17 protein-coding genes are annotated in these 16,910 nt (G+C 42.4%); 2 read left to right on the forward strand and 15 right to left on the reverse strand.

The window, feature by feature from the left end; translation table 11 throughout:
- Positions 1–11: 11 nt before the first annotated feature.
- From ACN6NB_RS12310 to ACN6NB_RS12340, 7 genes are all read right to left on the reverse strand, one after another.
- Positions 12–2,222, reverse strand: a complete 2,211-nt coding sequence (locus ACN6NB_RS12310) for a RelA/SpoT family protein (protein ID WP_024427858.1) — start codon at positions 2,220–2,222, stop codon at positions 12–14.
- 142 nt (positions 2,223–2,364) lie between these two features.
- A complete protein-coding gene (locus tag ACN6NB_RS12315; protein ID WP_024423133.1) occupies positions 2,365–2,877 on the reverse strand; it encodes an adenine phosphoribosyltransferase in 513 nt (170 codons plus the stop codon).
- A 23-nt stretch (positions 2,878–2,900) separates the two neighbouring features.
- Entirely contained in the window at positions 2,901–5,225 is a 2,325-nt protein-coding gene (recJ, locus tag ACN6NB_RS12320; protein WP_144490372.1) for a single-stranded-DNA-specific exonuclease RecJ, read from the reverse strand.
- An 81-nt stretch (positions 5,226–5,306) separates the two neighbouring features.
- The gene (locus ACN6NB_RS12325; RefSeq protein WP_039180309.1) at positions 5,307–5,657 is read right to left on the reverse strand and encodes a LapA family protein; all 351 of its coding nucleotides are present in this window, start codon (positions 5,655–5,657) and stop codon (positions 5,307–5,309) included.
- A 101-nt stretch (positions 5,658–5,758) separates the two neighbouring features.
- Positions 5,759–6,247, reverse strand: coding sequence for a cation:proton antiporter regulatory subunit (locus ACN6NB_RS12330; protein WP_058838998.1), 489 nt, complete (start codon positions 6,245–6,247; stop codon positions 5,759–5,761).
- Between the two features lie 161 nt (positions 6,248–6,408).
- Positions 6,409–8,637 carry a protein translocase subunit SecDF gene (secDF, locus tag ACN6NB_RS12335; protein WP_039180313.1) on the reverse strand — a complete coding sequence of 743 codons (2,229 nt, stop codon included), beginning with the start codon at positions 8,635–8,637 and terminating at the stop codon, positions 6,409–6,411.
- Between the two features lie 41 nt (positions 8,638–8,678).
- The gene (locus ACN6NB_RS12340; RefSeq protein WP_003216788.1) at positions 8,679–8,975 is read right to left on the reverse strand and encodes a post-transcriptional regulator; all 297 of its coding nucleotides are present in this window, start codon (positions 8,973–8,975) and stop codon (positions 8,679–8,681) included.
- Between the two features lie 116 nt (positions 8,976–9,091).
- Between ACN6NB_RS12340 and spoVB the strand changes: the two genes are divergently transcribed.
- Positions 9,092–10,642, forward strand: coding sequence for a stage V sporulation protein B (gene spoVB, locus ACN6NB_RS12345; protein ID WP_047203350.1), 1,551 nt, complete (start codon positions 9,092–9,094; stop codon positions 10,640–10,642).
- A 1-nt stretch (position 10,643) separates the two neighbouring features.
- Here the strand turns inward: spoVB and ACN6NB_RS12350 are convergent, their stop codons facing one another.
- Positions 10,644–11,306 carry a DUF421 domain-containing protein gene (locus ACN6NB_RS12350; protein ID WP_039180318.1) on the reverse strand — a complete coding sequence of 221 codons (663 nt, stop codon included), beginning with the start codon at positions 11,304–11,306 and terminating at the stop codon, positions 10,644–10,646.
- A gap of 151 nt (positions 11,307–11,457) precedes the next feature.
- Here ACN6NB_RS12350 and ACN6NB_RS12355 point away from each other — a divergent pair, with 151 nt between their 5' ends.
- The gene (locus tag ACN6NB_RS12355; protein WP_047203349.1) at positions 11,458–11,835 is read left to right on the forward strand and encodes a TIGR04086 family membrane protein; all 378 of its coding nucleotides are present in this window, start codon (positions 11,458–11,460) and stop codon (positions 11,833–11,835) included.
- Between the two features lie 49 nt (positions 11,836–11,884).
- On the opposite strand, the gene yajC is transcribed toward ACN6NB_RS12355, so the two are convergent.
- The 7 genes from yajC to ACN6NB_RS12390 all read right to left on the reverse strand — a co-directional run bounded on the left by yajC (position 11,885) and on the right by ACN6NB_RS12390 (position 16,902).
- Complete coding sequence (gene yajC, locus ACN6NB_RS12360; RefSeq protein WP_008360993.1) at positions 11,885–12,151, reverse strand: preprotein translocase subunit YajC; 267 nt, start codon at positions 12,149–12,151, stop codon at positions 11,885–11,887.
- Between the two features lie 47 nt (positions 12,152–12,198).
- Entirely contained in the window at positions 12,199–13,344 is a 1,146-nt protein-coding gene (tgt, locus tag ACN6NB_RS12365; RefSeq protein WP_034321314.1) for a tRNA guanosine(34) transglycosylase Tgt, read from the reverse strand.
- A 31-nt stretch (positions 13,345–13,375) separates the two neighbouring features.
- Positions 13,376–14,404 (reverse strand): tRNA preQ1(34) S-adenosylmethionine ribosyltransferase-isomerase QueA, encoded by a 1,029-nt coding sequence (gene queA / locus ACN6NB_RS12370; protein ID WP_064497874.1) that lies wholly within the window; start codon positions 14,402–14,404, stop codon positions 13,376–13,378.
- A gap of 34 nt (positions 14,405–14,438) precedes the next feature.
- On the reverse strand, positions 14,439–14,639 hold the full coding sequence (locus ACN6NB_RS12375; protein ID WP_012010741.1) for a DUF2905 domain-containing protein: 201 nt from the start codon (positions 14,637–14,639) through the stop codon (positions 14,439–14,441).
- Positions 14,632–15,636, reverse strand: a complete 1,005-nt coding sequence (gene ruvB / locus ACN6NB_RS12380; RefSeq protein ID WP_024423143.1) for a Holliday junction branch migration DNA helicase RuvB — start codon at positions 15,634–15,636, stop codon at positions 14,632–14,634. The genes ACN6NB_RS12375 and ruvB overlap by 8 nt, the downstream gene beginning before the upstream one ends.
- Before the next feature lie 11 nt (positions 15,637–15,647).
- Positions 15,648–16,253: a Holliday junction branch migration protein RuvA gene (gene ruvA / locus ACN6NB_RS12385; protein ID WP_024423144.1), complete on the reverse strand. Its 606-nt coding sequence runs from the start codon at positions 16,251–16,253 to the stop codon at positions 15,648–15,650.
- 148 nt (positions 16,254–16,401) lie between these two features.
- Positions 16,402–16,902 (reverse strand): intercompartmental signaling factor BofC, encoded by a 501-nt coding sequence (locus ACN6NB_RS12390; protein ID WP_200885531.1) that lies wholly within the window; start codon positions 16,900–16,902, stop codon positions 16,402–16,404.
- Between the last annotated feature and the right edge of the window lie 8 nt (positions 16,903–16,910).

Raw genomic sequence — 16,910 nt, forward strand, 5'->3', positions numbered from 1 at the left:
ATACTTCCTTTCTAATTCATGAATCGGCGAACAGAGTAAATGTCTTTGATTTGTTTAATGCGCTCGACTACTTTGTGCAAATGATTAATATTTTGGATAAAGATCGCCATATGGATCGTCGCCACTTTGTTACGATCAGACTTCCCAGAAACAGAGGAGATGTTCGTTTTGGTTTCGTTAACTGCTTGAAGCACCTCATTGAGTAAGCCGCGTCTATCATATCCTAATATTTCAATTTCCACATTGTATTCTTTACGGTTTTGAGCAGGCTGCTCATGCTCCCACTCGACCGGAATTAACCGCTCCTGCGCTTCTCCTGTCTTCACGTTCGGACAGTCCTCACGGTGAACAGATACGCCTCGGCCCTTCGTAATAAAGCCGACAATGCTATCGCCAGGAACAGGGTTACAGCACTTAGATAAGCGGACAAGCAGGTTATCAATCCCTTTGACCCTTACGCCAGCTTCCCGTTTTTTCCCGTGATACGTCTTTGGTTCCACCGTCACTTCTTGAACGGTTTTCTCTTGCTCTTCTTGATCTCTTTGTTTTCTTTCTTTTTCCGTTAAACGATTGGCGACTTGTAGTGCAGTAATGCCGTTATATCCAACAGCTGCATACATGTCCTCTTCGTTTGAAAAATTAAATTTGTCAGCCACTTTTTGCAGGTTTTCAGCGGTCAGAATGTCTTTGACATCAAACTCAAGGTTTTTGATTTCTTTTTCTACGAGCTCTCGGCCTTTTTCGACATTTTCTTCACGGCGCTGTTTTTTGAAAAACTGTCTGATCTTGTGCTTTGCTTGGGAGGTTTGGGCAAGCTTGACCCAATCCTGACTTGGCCCGTAGCTGTGCTTCGATGTCAGAATTTCAATAATGTCACCTGTTTTTAGTTTGTGATCGAGTGTGACCATTTTGCCATTGACCTTGGCACCGATCGTTTTATTCCCAATTTCCGAGTGAATTCGGTAAGAGAAATCAATCGGAACTGAGCCCGACGGCAGTTCAATGACGTCTCCTTTTGGTGTAAACACAAACACCATATCAGAGAAGAGATCGATTTTTAATGATTCCATAAATTCTTCTGCATCTGTGGATTCGTTTTGGAACTCAAGAATTTCTCTAAACCAAGAAAGCTTCTTCTGGAAGACCGCTTCTTCCGTTGATTCTGCTGACTCTTTGCCTTCCTTATATGCCCAGTGTGCCGCAATCCCGTATTCAGCAATTTCATGCATTTCCACTGTACGGATCTGAACTTCAAGCGGATCACCTTTTGGCCCAATCACCGTTGTATGAAGAGATTGGTACATGTTCGGCTTTGGCATCGCAATATAATCCTTAAATCTGCCTGGCATCGGTTTCCAGCATGTATGGATAATACCGAGCACCGCATAACAGTCTTTAATGCTGTCGACCAAAATACGAACGGCAAGCAGATCATAAATTTCATTAAACTGCTTATTTTGCAAGACCATTTTGCGATAAATGCTATAAATATGTTTTGGTCTTCCGGAAAATTCAGCCTTGATGTTCACCTCAGACACGCGGTCTTTCACTTCATTTACAACCTCGTCCAAGTATTCCTCACGTTCCGCTCGTTTACGCTTCATCAGATTCACAATTCGGTAATATTGCTGCGGATTTAAATAGCGGAGTGCTGTATCTTCAAGCTCCCACTTAATCTTTGAAATCCCTAATCTGTGCGCAAGCGGTGCAAAGATTTCAAGTGTTTCATTTGAAATTCTCCGCTGCTTTTCCTGCGGAAGATGTTTGAGCGTTCTCATGTTATGAAGACGGTCTGCCAGCTTAATCAAGATCACGCGGATATCCTGCGCCATTGCAACAAACATTTTTCGATGGTTTTCGGCCTGCTGTTCTTCTTGTGATTTATATTTAATCTTCCCGAGCTTTGTGACACCATCAACAAGCATTGCTACTTCTTCGTTAAAATGCTCTTTTAAATCCTGTAATGTCACATCTGTATCCTCAACTACATCGTGCAGGAAACCGCCTGCAATGGTTGATGGATCCATTTCAAGGTCAACAAGAATGCCCGCCACTTGAATTGGATGGATAATATAGGGCTCACCAGATTTCCGGTATTGCTCCTTGTGTGCATTTTCAGCATATTCATATGCTCGCTCTATAAATTGAATATGTTCAGCGGACAGGTATTCTCTTGCCTTGTCAATGACCTGCTGCGCCGTTAAAACTTGTTCGTTCGCCATGGAATCACCTTTTTAAATGAAAACTGTATTGTAGTTTATTATCAAGAAAAATTCGATAGATGTAAAGAGAAGAAGTCCGCTAAAAGATTTTTGATAGGAAAAAAGCACCCTTCTTACTGAGTGCTTTTTACGAAAAACTCCATTAGTATTGCATTAACGTCATGATGTCGTAGCCGTCAAGCTTCTTTCTGCCATCCAGATACGTCAGCTCAATCAAAAATGCAATCCCTGCCACAACGCCGCCTAATTCCTCTACAAGCTTGATGGACGCTTCAATTGTTCCACCAGTTGCCAGTAAGTCATCAGTAATCAGGACACGCTGACCGGGACGAATCGCATCTTTATGAATCGTTAATACATCTTTACCATATTCCAAGCCGTAATCGACTTTAATGACTTCACGAGGAAGCTTTCCTTCTTTACGAACCGGTGCAAAACCTACACCAAGTGCGTATGCTACAGGGCAGCCAATAATGAATCCACGCGCTTCAGGTCCAACAATGAGATCAATGTCTCTTTCCTTCGCGTATTCAACGATCTGATCCGTTGCATAACGGTACACTTCGCCTTTATCCATTAACGTTGTAATATCTTTAAATTGTACACCTTCCTTTGGGTAGTCAGGTACAACTGTCACATATTGTTTTAAATCCATCTTTTCCTTTTCCTCCTCGTACGTCAAAGCACAGGTGAGACTTCGCTCATCATGCTATTCAGCCATTCCTTCAGCTCTTTAGCTGAGGAATATGTTAGTGTTTGATCGAGTTCCATCAATCGTTGTTTTGCTGTATAGGACGCTGATGCCGTTAAATCTTTTTTAGGGGCATCAAGTACTATTGACAGCACACCATTCTCTATTTTAACAAAACCGAGTTCAAAAAACACCTTTGTCATAAAAATGATTGTATCTTTTGTCCAGCCTCTATGTTTGGCAAGCTCCATTCCTTGTTCTTTGATAGGAAAACTTCCCCGTTTAAACAAGAACCCATAAAACCATTTGAATTGATCACGGCTTGGGAAAGAGGACATAAAATGATCTTCTTCTCTTTGAAAAACCGTATAAATTCTGGCAGGCTTCTGATTTTCTAAAAGCTGCTTCAGCAATTGCTCATCTGCGGGAACATCCGCAAAGACCACATACTTTCCGTGTACATCAAACGTTGATACATTTTCTGCATGAACATGATGAATGGGGATATCGACGTTCTGTTTTGTTGCTTCCTCAAAACAGACAATCAAAGATTTTTCTGAATCAAGCGTCGAAACTTTCTTCTCCCAATCCTTTTTCCCGCGCAGATCAAACAGCTGCCATTCATCAACTCGTGCATCTTTTAGCATTAGCTGGGGCTTTTTCCGGTTATTCCATTCATTGACGGACATTTCTCCAATCACGGAAATGCGGCTTCCTGGAACAATTTCTTCTTTTAATTTCCCTTGGTGAAAACCGACACAGTCAAGCAGCTTGTCTTCGTCTTTCAGAGACATTTTAATATGGTTGTGATTTGCCCCAATTGTTCGGATATCTTCAAGCTTCGCATCTTCAATCATAATGAACGGTTTTGGGTTTGACATACCAAATGGTGACAGCATCCCCGCTTCTTCAATCGCTTGAACCGTCAATTCGTCTACCTTACACACAGCATCGACCCGCTGCATGGGAATAAAATCTTCTTCCGTCAATGTTTCATTGGCATATTGATTTAATCTTTCCCTTAGTAAAGCGACATCATCCGCTCGAAGTGTCATCCCTGCTGCCATCGGATGCCCGCCGAAATGCGGCAGGATGTCGCGGCATTTGCTTAGATGGAAGAATAGATCAAAGCCAGGAATGCTTCGGGCTGATCCTTTTGCCATTTGCGTTTCTTCATCTATTCCAAGCACAATCGCCGGACGAGAAAAAGTATCCGTCAATTTAGAGGCAACAATTCCGACAACACCCGGATTCCAGCCAGCTTTCGCTACAACGATCGCAGACTGGTCATCGCCTGCCTCTTCCACCATTTGAATGGCTTCTTCTGTGATCGTACTGACAATCTTTTGTCGTTCTTTATTCAGTTCCTGTACAAAACGAGCGAGCTCTTCTGCTTCATCCTTATCGTCAGTCATAAGAAGGTGAACAGCTGGATCTGCCTGTTCAATTCGTCCTACAGCATTCAGCCTTGGCGCAATTTGAAAGCCGACCGTTTCCTCGTTCGCTTCTTCTAAAGTGGCTCCCGCTTCTTTCAATAACGCTTTCAGCCCCGGTCTATTCGACTGACGAAGCTGCATAAGCCCTTTTTTGGCGAGCCATCTATTCTCATCATGAAGCGGTACAAGATCCGCGATTGTCCCGATTGCTGCAAGATCTAACAGCTGAACTGGTAGCTCCCCAAGAAGTGCATGCGCCACTTTAAACGCTACACCTACACCAGCAAGTTCTTTAAAGGGATACTCACAGCCTGGCTGCTTAGGATGGACAATGGCAAGTGCCTCAGGCAGCTCCTCACTTGGTTCATGGTGATCTGTAATGATCAGGTCTAGCCCTATTTCTTTTGCAATACGTGCTTCATTTACAGCAGCAATGCCTGTATCAACCGTGATGACAAGCGATGCTCCTTGCTCCTTGATATATCGAAAAGCCTGTTCATTAGGCCCATAGCCTTCTTTAAACCGATCTGGAATATAAAAGTCTACTATCGCAGACCGCTCTTTTAATGTATGTAAAAGTACAGACGTACTTGTCACACCATCTGCATCATAGTCTCCGAAGATCACAATCGATTCCTGCTCTTCGATCGCTTTGTTGATGCGCTCTACTGCTTCTTTCATTCCTTTTAATAAGAATGGATCATGAAATTCGGCTTTTTGATCAAATAAAAAAGACCTCGCCTCTTCTACTTCTTCAAGTCCTCTTTTTACGAGAAGCGATGCAGTCAGCGCTGAAATATTCAGATTTTCAGAGAGTGATTTCACTTTTTCTTCGCTTGGATGTTCATATTCCCAGCGCATTTTGGATAATAACATAAATTCACCCCTCAACCACACTATTATACTAGAGTGGCCTGAGGGGTTTCAATTTTTATTTTATGAAATTGTGCTGGAAGATTATTTTTCCTTCCGGTCAAATGATGCTGGCTGTTCTTTTAAAGGCGTAACATGCGATTTTTTTTGAAGATCTTTGTCTGCCTTTTTCGTCGAAGCAGCAGGTGCAGCGGCTGCACGCTCAGCTTTTAATGCCTTTAGTTCACGTTTCAGTTTCACAATTTGGAAGATCCCTGCAAATGCCACAATCAGTCCGCCCATTAAAACAGAACCGATAATGACGAGGATCAGCGGCCATTCAGCCGTTCCAAATAAGTAGTCTACCTCGACAGGCCGTACATTAATCACGGCAAATACTGAGACAATTAATACGAAAATAAATGCGAGTATGATGGTCCATTGTTGTTTGTTCATCTACAAATCCCCCAAGCTTTTTCTTTTATTCTTCCCTTTTCACTGCCTTTTTTAAACACAGAAAGAAAGCAGCGGAAGAAAACCTATCAGCATGGGCTTCATCAGCTGCTGAGTTTTTCTTTAATCAGGTTCTTTAATTCTTTTCTTTCTCCAGAAATAACAAGGGTATCCCCTTCTTCGATGATGGTATCTGGTCCTGGATTTAAAATCTTCTCGTGTGATTTTCTCATAATGGCGATGACTGTTACTTGATAGTTTTGGCGGACATTGAGTTCACCGATGCTTCTCTGAACAGCTGGTGCATTCTTTTCAATTTTAAACCATTCAATCACTAAATCATCAATGGCTACCTCTACTGTTTCAAGCGCTTTCGGCTTATAGACCATGCCGCCTAAAATAGCCGCAATTTGTCTTGCTTCTTCATCGTTTAGCAGGATACCAGAAATCGTTTCTTCGTGGTCGTCCTCCTGAAAATGATACATTTCTCTTCTGCCGTCATTATGTGTAATGATGGCAAGCTTCTCATTATTTCTTGTGATCATTTCGGCTTTATGACCGATACCTGGCAGTTCAGTTTCCCGAACCTTCATCACAGCCCCTCCAATGAATAAAGCAAAATGTCTTAAACAGACACCCGCTTTCTATACTGATCTAAACGTAAGTCATTATAGCAAAAGACCATTTTAAGATCAATGAAACCCAAAATGTTTTTTTAATAGAAAAAGACTGCCGATAAGGCAGTCTTTCTAGATTAAATATCTTGATCTGTATCTATCTTAGCTGGTTTTTTCAGCTCGCGGCCTTTCCACATCAGCCAAATTTGTGCCGCGATATAAAGGGATGAATACACCCCTGTTAATAAGCCGACAAGTAAGGCGATGGAGAAATTTGTAATCGACGCCGATCCGAAGATAAGCAGTGCGACAACAACGACAAGTACAGTCAGCACCGTATTGACAGATCGCGTAAAGGTTTGCTGTAAGCTTAAGTTCACAATGTACGATAGATCTTCAATGGTTTTCGGTTTGCGTTTCTTCATTTGCTCACGAACCCTGTCGAAGGTAACGATCGTATCGTTGATCGAGTACCCGATGACCGTGAGGATCGCGGCAATGAAGGTGACATCCACCTCTAGGCGCGTAATACTAAAGAAGGCCACGATAAAGAACGCATCATATAGCAGTGAAATAATTGCCGCAATCGCCATCTTATACTCAAATCGGACAGATACATATAAAATGATCCCGATGGAGGCAATGATGACGGCATATAGCGCATTACGTGCAAGTTCTTTTCCTACAGTCGGAGACACTGTACTTACGTTTGGCTCCGTTCCGTATTTATCTTTGAAGTAATCTTTCACTTCAGCAATCTTTTCTTTGTTCGGCACACCGACAAATCTCGCTGCTGCCTGATTCTCTTTTTGACCCGATAACACGACACTGTCTGTCTCAAGGTCAAGCTTTTTAAAGTCTTGCTCGACTTGTTCAGTTGACAGCTTGTGATCACTTTGAATATCAATTCTAGTTCCACTTGTAAAGTCAATTCCCGCATTCAGCTTGAAGATGGAAAGAACGATGATTCCCGCAATGGTGATAGTAGCTGAGAAAATCATAAATCCTTTACGTTTGCTGACGAAATCCCACTTATCAAATGGTGTTTTTGGCTCGGTGGTTTCTGTTGTCTCATGGATGTTCATAATGTCTTTTTGACGAACACCAAACCAGCCTTTTCTCCGGTCAAGATAGCGGCTTTCAACAAGAAGACCGAGAAGGAATCTTGATAGGAAAACAGCTGTGATAAAGCTTGTTAAAATCGAGAGGATGAGCATTGTTGCAAATCCTTTTACAGAGCTTGTCCCGAAGAAGAACAGCACTCCGCCGGCAATAATACTTGTTAAGTTAGCATCAAAGATCGTCGCAAATGATCTGCGGTTCCCTGATCTGAAAGCAGAACGGACTGATTTGCCGAGCTTCAGCTCTTCCTTGATCCGCTCATAAGTAATAATGTTGGCATCGACAGCCATCCCTACCCCTAAAATGAGTGCGGCAATTCCAGGCAGTGTCATAACCGCGCCCATCCAGTCAAACACTTGCAGCGTAATGTAGATATAAGCTGAAAGTGTGATGACAGCTATAAGACCAGGTAATCGGTAATAAAACAGCATGAATAAGAAGATAAATGCGATTCCTACTATTCCTGCGAACACTGTTTCGTTCAGTGCTTGTTCACCAAACTGTGCACTCACAGATGTGGAATATTTTTCTGTTAATTTCACTGGCAATGCCCCGGCATTTAAAATACTCGCAAGGTCTTTTGCCTCTTGGACAGTAAACTTTCCTTCTATTTGTACGTCACTGCTGTTAATCTCTTGATTCACATTTGGTGCAGATACATACTTGTGGTTTGATTTTGAGACTTCTTTTTTGAAGGAATCTCCTTTGTGGTAATCAAGCCAAATGACAAGCTGATTATTTGGTGCCATCGCTGCTACTTTTCTTGTGACGTCACCAAATTTTTTCGCATCCTTTAGTTTAACCGTCACAATTGGCTCATTCGTTTGACTGAATGTTTGTTTTGCACTGTTTTCGACTAGGTCAGCACCGTTTAGGAGTTCTTTATCATTCGTATCTCTGAAGGATAGCTGTGCTTCAGTGGAAAGAATCTCCCTTGCTCTGTTTTGATCTTTTACACCCGCAAGCTGCACGCGGATACGGTTGTTGCCTTCAATCGAAATGTTCGGCTCACTTACACCAAGCACGTTTGCTCTTCGGTTAAGAGCCTCCACTGTACTAACGAGAACACTATTTGTGATCTTGTCCTCTTTTTTCACTGGATGTACATCATACAGGACTTCAAATCCACCCTGTAAATCCAGCCCTAGCGTCATATCTTTCGCAACAGGCTTTGTTAGTAAGCCCACGCCAGTTCCGATTAACAGAACCACTAAGAAAAACGCAAGAATGCGCCCTTTTTTCATTATGTATTTCCTCCTTAAACACCTGAATCCATTAAGATGGCTTATTTTAACAGTTCATCAAGCATATTCTTGCCATCTTCACTGTCCAAAAAAGCAGACGTTTTAAACGACTGAACGGTTGCATAGTTCATAAATTCGCCTATTTTCACAGATAAGATATCTGCAACCATTTCATGAATCGGATACTCTTGTTTTTTCTTCCACTTCTTATTCTCTAAGTATGACCATAATTCCTCTAAATCTACATCTTTATAGCCCAAAACGATGAATTCTTCAAGCTTACTGAACAGAAAAGGCTTTAAATGGTCTTTGTAAATAGCAGCTGGATGTTGTGTCATTGCGTAGCTCCCCCTTTTCAGTTTTTTATCGAGAGACTTGTCATGCTTGGACGATATACACGCATATCTTATTGTATATGATTCTATGTCGTTTGAGAAGGCAGGTGATCTGTGATTTGACGAAGCAAACGTTTTTAAAGGGGACCATTATTTTAATTTTAGCAGGTTTTATCACGAGAATATTGGGTTTTGTCAATCGAATTGTCATTGCGAGGTTCATTGGCGAAGAAGGGGTCGGGCTTTATATGATGGCTGCACCTACCTTTTTTCTCGCCGTGACGCTCACGCAATTCGGACTGCCTGTCGCCATTAGTAAGCTTGTCGCAGAAGCAGAAGCCCGGGGTGACAAACAGAAAACAAAACGTATTCTGGTCATGTCTCTTGCGATAACAGGAACACTCAGCCTGATTTTCACGCCGCTCTTCTTATGGTTTGCGCCCATCATGGCAGAAAATATGCTGACAGACCCTAGAACGGTCTATCCACTGCTTGCCATTACACCCGTCGTACCAGTCATCGCCATTTCCAGTGTGTTAAGAGGCTATTTCCAAGGCAGACAGCAAATGAGTCCGCTAGCGATGTCTCAAGTTCTGGAACAGGTCGCAAGAATTTCATTAGTCGCGGTATGTACAACGGCTTTCCTTCCTTACGGGATTGAATTTGCGGCAGCAGGTGCGATGGTGTCATCTGTGATTGGAGAGATGATTTCACTTGCTTACTTACTGATCGCCTTTCGCTATAAAAAGACCATTCGTATTCGAAAACGATTTTTTAAGGCGATTCATGACGGGAAGGACACATTTAAGCAGCTGATGAGCATTGCCCTGCCAACAACAGGCAGCCGTTTTATCGGGAATATTTCGTGGTTTTTAGAGCCGATTGTTGTCGCGCAAAGTCTTGCCATTGCTGGATATGCGGCTGTTGAGGCGACAAGGCAGTACGGGGAGTTGACCGGGCTTGCTCTGACCCTTTTGACACTGCCTAGTTTTATTACGTATTCACTCTCCACTGCATTAGTTCCGGCGATCAGTGAAGGCATGGAGCAGAATAAACGTAAAACGGTCGAATACCGGCTGAAGCAGGCGATGCGCCTTTGTTTACTCAGCGGAGGCATTTCATGTATTATTCTTTTCGTTTACGCAGAAGATTTAACGCTCTTTATGTATGGTTCATCGCATGCGGCTATTTATGTGAAATTCATGGCGCCATTTTTCCTTCTATATTATTTTCAGGGGCCCCTTCAAGCCGTACTTCAAGCACTCAATTTAGCTGGTGCGGCGATGACCAACAGCCTGATAGGTGCAATTGTAAAAACAGGGATGATTTTTGTTCTTGCTTCACAGCCTGGCTTTGGCATTATGGGCGCAGCACTTGCGATCTTAATCGGCATCATCCTTGTCACACTGCTCCATGCAGCAACTGTTGGAAAGGTGCTACCTATTCATTTACCATTAAAGGAATATGGACTTTGCGTCCTTGTGATTATCGGTACGGGGGCTGTCAGCCTTTGGCTGAAATCTCAAGTAAACGGACTCTTTTCTGCTCCTATTGAACTTGTAACACTCATCTTTGTTACGTGCATGCTGTATGTCATTCTATTAATCTGCCTAGGACTAGTGAAACGAGAAGAGCTGCGCCGCATTCCGTTCATTGGGAAGCTGTTTTAGCTCATCTCTTTTTGATCACTTCATCTTTCAAATCAATATAAAATGTTTTTTGATTAAAGCTGCAGTAAGAGATCTGCTCGATATCATGATAACCTCTTTTAGCAAGCTCATCTTTCAGCCACTGTTCATTTTGATTGATTTGCTTAAGGTGATCATGCTGCACTACACCGTCCGCAACAAGTGGAAGCTCAAGCGCTGCATGTTTGAGCTTGTTTTCTTTTTCGACGACGGCGAGCTTTCCAGACGGCTCTAAAATAGCGTAAGAGACATCCTGAATACTGTCGATGTTATTTTCTCTTAATTGAATAAGCAGGTCATCAAAATTGTATCGCTGTTTTCTCATCGCACCCTCGTCTATTTTGCCATTGATGATGAGCAAGACCGGTTTGCCGTCAAGAAAGCGCCGGACGCCTTGGAATTTCAATGAGAGATAGGCAAGTGTGATTTGAATGAAGGTTAACAGCAGGATTGGCCATACCGTATGTAACATGTGATCCTCTACTTCTTCTATGGCGAGAACCGCAATTTCTGCAATCATCATAAAAATGACTAGATCTAAAATACTCAGCTCGCCAATTTCCCTTTTGCCCATTAAGCGAAAGATAAACCAAATAAGAAAATATAAAATGATGGTTCTCATGGAAATGATCAAGATGTCCTGCATGTGATGTAAACCCTCCTTCTCCATCATAGCTTGTGTCAAAACACTTTATTTATGTAGAAAAGAAACGTCTGAAACATGTCTATTTTTTCTCCACTGTGAATACATTTTAGTAAAAGACAAGCTTCGGTCAATTGGAGAGGAGACAAATCACATGCAAGAAACAAAACATATTGGAAAAGGCATTTTATCCGGATTAATTGCCATTTTTGTCGTGATGGTTGTCACAAGTTTACTTGTGTCGCTCATGCTTACATTCACAAGTATGCAGGAATCATCATTTAAATGGATGATTATGATTTTGTCCTTTGTTGCCCTGTTGTTAGGAGGCATCATTTCTGGCGGGAAAGCAAAGGAGCGCGGCTGGCTAATTGGTGCGCTCACATCTATCATTTTTTCTCTCACTGTATTTTTATTTCAATATTTGGGGTTTGGAAAAACGTTTTCACCAGAGCAGTTCATCTATCATGGGGCATTTTTAGGCATTTGTATGCTGGGGGGAATGATTGGCGTCAATCTTCGAGGCAAATAAAAAAAGAGCGGTTCATATCGCTCTTTTTTTATTGCTATGTATCGGAGGATTAGCCTTTGTCAGCTAATTCTCTAATAGCACGGCGATCGAAAGTTAAACGGTTGTTTTCGCTTGTTTTGATGACCACTTTTGATTCATCAATTGAGTCGATTTCACCGTGTAAACCACCGATTGTGACGATTTTATCGCCTTTTGATAAAGATTGCTGCATCTGACGCACAGCTTTCTGTTGCTTTTGCTGTGGACGGATTAACAAGAAGTAAAGCACAGCAAACATGACAACAATCATAATGATTGAACCCATACCACCATCCATTCTATTTCACCCCTTTCTAAAGCATTGTAAAGCCTTTCGTTTATGCGTTAAAAGTTTTTCGCATTCGGTTTGTTAAAGCCATAACGCTCAAAAAACTCTTCTTTAAAATCACCTAAACGATCCTCACGGATAGCTTCTCTCACTTGCTCCATTAATTTTAACAGAAAATGAAGATTATGATAAGTTGTTAATCGAATTCCGAACGTTTCATTTGTTCGGATGAGATGTCTAATATAGGCGCGTGTATAGTTTTTACACGTATAGCAGTCACAGTTCTCATCGATTGGTCTAAAGTCACGCTCATATTTTGCATTTTTCACAACAAGACGGCCTTCACTTGTCATTAAGGTACCGTTTCTTGCAATTCGCGTAGGCAGTACGCAGTCAAACATATCTACACCGCGAATGGCGCCGTCAATTAAGGAATCTGGCGAGCCGACACCCATTAAGTACCTTGGTTTGTCTGCCGGTAAAAATGGTGTAGTGAACTCAAGTACACGATTCATCACATCTTTTGGTTCCCCTACAGATAAGCCTCCGATGGCGTAGCCTGGGAAATCAAGTGAAACAAGGTCTTTTGCACTTTGTTTTCGAAGCTCTTCGTATTCTCCGCCTTGGACAATTCCAAACAGCCCTTGATCCTCTGGACGCTGGTGCGCTGTTAGACAGCGCTCTGCCCATCTGCTTGTCCGCTCCACAGAACGTTTCATGTAATCGTACTCTGCAGGATATGGCGGGCATTCATCAAATGCCATCATAATATCAGAACCAAGCGCATTTTGGATCTCCATGGCTTTTTCAGGAGATAGGAACAGCTTGTCTCCGTTTAAATGATTACGGAAGTGAACGCCTTCTTCTTCAATTTTTCTAAATTCACTCAATGAAAAAACTTGGAATCCTCCTGAATCAGTTAGAATGGCTCGATCCCAGTTCATAAATTTGTGCAGACCGCCTGCTTCTTTTACGATATCGTGACCTGGACGGAGCCATAAGTGGTACGTATTGCTTAAGATGATGCCTGCATCCATTGCCTTTAATTCTTCAGGCGCCATTGTTTTGACTGTAGCCAGTGTACCTACTGGCATAAATACAGGTGTTTCAAAAGAGCCGTGCGGTGTATGAACGCGGCCAAGACGTGCACCTGTTTGTTTGCATGATTTAATGAACTCATAACGTATCGGTAATTGCGACAAAAATGAGCCCTCCTGTCTTTGTTGTATGATGTTATTGAATCAGCATGGCATCGCCAAAGCTGAAGAATCGGTATTCCTCTTTCACAGCCTCATTGTACGCTTTTAGTACGTGCTCTCGTCCAGCTAATGCGCTGACAAGCATAATTAACGAGGATTTTGGCAGATGGAAATTTGTGATCATGCCATCAATTGCCTTGAATGTGTAGCCAGGGTAAATAAAGATCGACGTCCAGCCGCTTGAGGCTTTGAACTCACCATCGTGTGCACTTGCAATGGTTTCAAGCGTTCTTGTTGACGTTGTGCCGACTGAAATAATCCGTCCGCCTTCTTTGCGAACGCGATTGAGCTCATCAGCTGTTTCTTCATTCATTTCATAAAACTCTGCATGCATTTCGTGTTCTTCAATACGTTCTGCACTTACCGGACGAAACGTGCCAAGCCCCACGTGCAGCGTAATAAAAGCAATGTGAACACCTTTCGCTTTCAGCGCATCCAGCAGCTCGGTTGTAAAATGGAGACCGGCAGTTGGGGCAGCAGCGGAACCAACCTCTTTTGAATAAACGGTTTGATAGCGTTCACGGTCGTCAAGCTGCTCTTTAATATATGGAGGAAGCGGCATTTCACCAAGGGATTCAAGCACTTCATAAAAAATGCCTGTATATTGAAACTCGACTTTTCTTCCGCCATGTTCCATTTCCTCTGTACATACCGCTTTGAGCCGTCCATCACCAAAAGTGATAACCGTCCCTTTTTTCACCCGTTTCGCTGGTTTTACAAGTGTTTCCCAGTTATCTCCTTCTTCTTGCTTCAAGAGAAGCAGCTCAACTTTGGCACCTGTATCCTCTTTCATCCCAAACAATCGTGCAGGAAGAACGCGAGTATTGTTTAAAACGAGACAATCACCTTTTTGAAAATAATCGATGATTTGTGAGAATGTATCGTGTGTAATCGCACCCGTCTGTTTGTTTAAGACCATCAGTCTTGATGCATCTCTTTTTTCAAGCGGCACTTGTGCAATCAATCTTTCTGGTAAATCAAAATCAAATAGTTCTAGCTTCATTTCCTTCACCTATTCTGTAGTTAACTAGTTAACGTTATTTCATCCGTCCAAAGATATTCAGTAATATGGTTAGTACGATGCTAATGACAATGCATGTAATGACAGGAAAAAAGAACGTGACATTTCCTTTTTTCACAAAAATATCACCTGGAAGCTTACCAACCAATTGAAACACTAATCCTGCGGCAAAAAGGACACCACCTAAAATCATTAATATTTTAGGGAATTCAGTCACGAATCGGAACCTCCATTTGAAAATGTTCATACGCTTCTCTCGTGACGACCCGCCCTCTTGGTGTTCTTTGCAGGAAACCAATTTGCAGCAAGTACGGTTCGTACACATCTTCAATCGTATGTGATTCTTCTCCAATTGTCGCTGAGATCGTATCAAGCCCAACAGGACCGCCTCTAAATTTTTCAATCATACTTAAAAGGAGTTTATGGTCTATATGATCAAGGCCAAGCCTGTCGACTTGAAGACGCTCAAGGGCATCTTCCGCAATGTCCTGCGTAATAGCATGATTCCCAAGCACCTGCGCAAAATCTCTTACTCTTCTGAGCAAACGATTGGCAACCCTCGGTGTTCCCCGGGAACGTCTCGCAATCTCTTCGGCAGAGCGAATATCGATCCCAATCTCAAACAGCTCGGCTGTTCTTGCCACAATGTGAGCCAAATCTCTTTGCTCATAGTATTCCAATCTTGCATGTACCCCAAACCTATCACGAAGCGGCGCTGTTAACAGCCCGACACGGGTCGTTGCACCTACAAGCGTAAATGGCGGTAAATCAAGCCGTACAGAGCGTGCTGTATCTCCTTTTCCAATGACAATATCTAAACAAAAATCCTCCATTGCTGGGTACAGCACTTCCTCAATTGAGCGCTGCAAGCGGTGAATTTCATCAATAAACAATACATCACCTGGCTCAAGAGATGTTAAGATGGCCGCCAAATCACCAGGACGCTCAATGGCTGGTCCTGATGTTGTACGCAGCTGAACATTCATTTCATTGGCAATGATCGACGCAAGCGTTGTTTTCCCAAGTCCAGGAGGTCCATATAAAAGGACGTGATCAAGCGTTTCCTGCCTCATGCGGGCAGCTTCAATAAATACGCTGAGATTATCCTTTACTTTTTGCTGACCGATATATTGGCTAAGTGTCTGTGGCCGCAGACTTTGCTCAATGGCTGATTCATGGTTGTCTGCTTCAGTTGAGACGAGCCGTTCATCCATGAGACATCACCCTATTTCAACATTTTTTGTAAAGCTTTTTTCACATATTGATCGGTTGTGAGATTCTTTTCTTCTTTTAATAATGGAAGAACCTTTTTAATTTCACGATCACCGTATCCAAGGACACTCAAGGCTTCAAGCGCTTCATCTAATGCAGTTTGCTGCGTTTCAACCTGAATGTGGTCCTCGTGATTAAATAAGTTGCCAATCATTTCTGGTACCACATCTGCAAGTTTTCCTTTTAGATCCAGAATGATTTGACGTGCTGTTTTTTTGCCCACACCAGGGAATTTAATCAGGAACGCTTCATCTTCACGTTCTATCGCTGAAATGACAGCGCCTGGATCACCGGAAGCAAGAATGGCGAGTGCGCCCTTTGGCCCTATTCCTGTGACATTTAACAGTTTTGTGAACAGCGCTTTTTCTTCTCGTGTTTGAAAACCGTATAACGAAAATGCGTCTTCCTTTATGTAATGATACGTATAAATCGTTTCTTGTTTATTTACTCGATAGATAAACGGGTTTGGGGTATAGACTTGATATCCCACTCCGCCGTTTTCAATGACAACATATTGCGGGCACACATAATCAATGGTCCCTTTTACAAACTCTATCACCGTTTTCACCTCTTTGACTGTTCTTCATTGTAACATAAATCGAGGAGAAAACCGCAATAAAAGTTAACATACGTTCGCTCAGTACATTTTTATCATGAAACCACGAAAAACAGCTTGCGGTCTTCACACCAGCAAGCTGTTACACGCTTTAAAACGATATTTCATTTCGGTAAGGCTTCATGACTTCAAGCACATGCTCAAATTCATCCTTTGTTCGAAAAGGAATGCCTTGCTCAAGCTGTTTTTCCACATGACTTTCTAAACGGGACGTATCAATTTGAAAAAAGAGATGAATAGGCTCCGCCCAGCCGTCAGGTCTTCCATGAAACGTAGAAATCACACCGTCCTCTGATAATCCGATATATCCATTTGCTTTACTTAATGGAGAGATATCATCAATTTGCTTTCTAAAAAGGGCAAAATCCTCTTTTTGTTCTACCAGCGTCCAGCCTTTATACTGCGCCCAGAATGTGTCTTTGTCTTCTAATGATGACCGGTGTCTTTCAATACTCACATCGCCGTCTAGATAGACTTTTTCAAGCTGAACGGTGATAGAGTTTGACTGCTTTTGCAAGTGTTCTTTCCCTTCCATATCCGCAGCGAAAAAAAGCACACTTGTCATGATAAGTCCTGTAACGAAACATTTCATCTTCACTT

The organism is Bacillus sp. 11B20 (assembly GCF_056098985.1).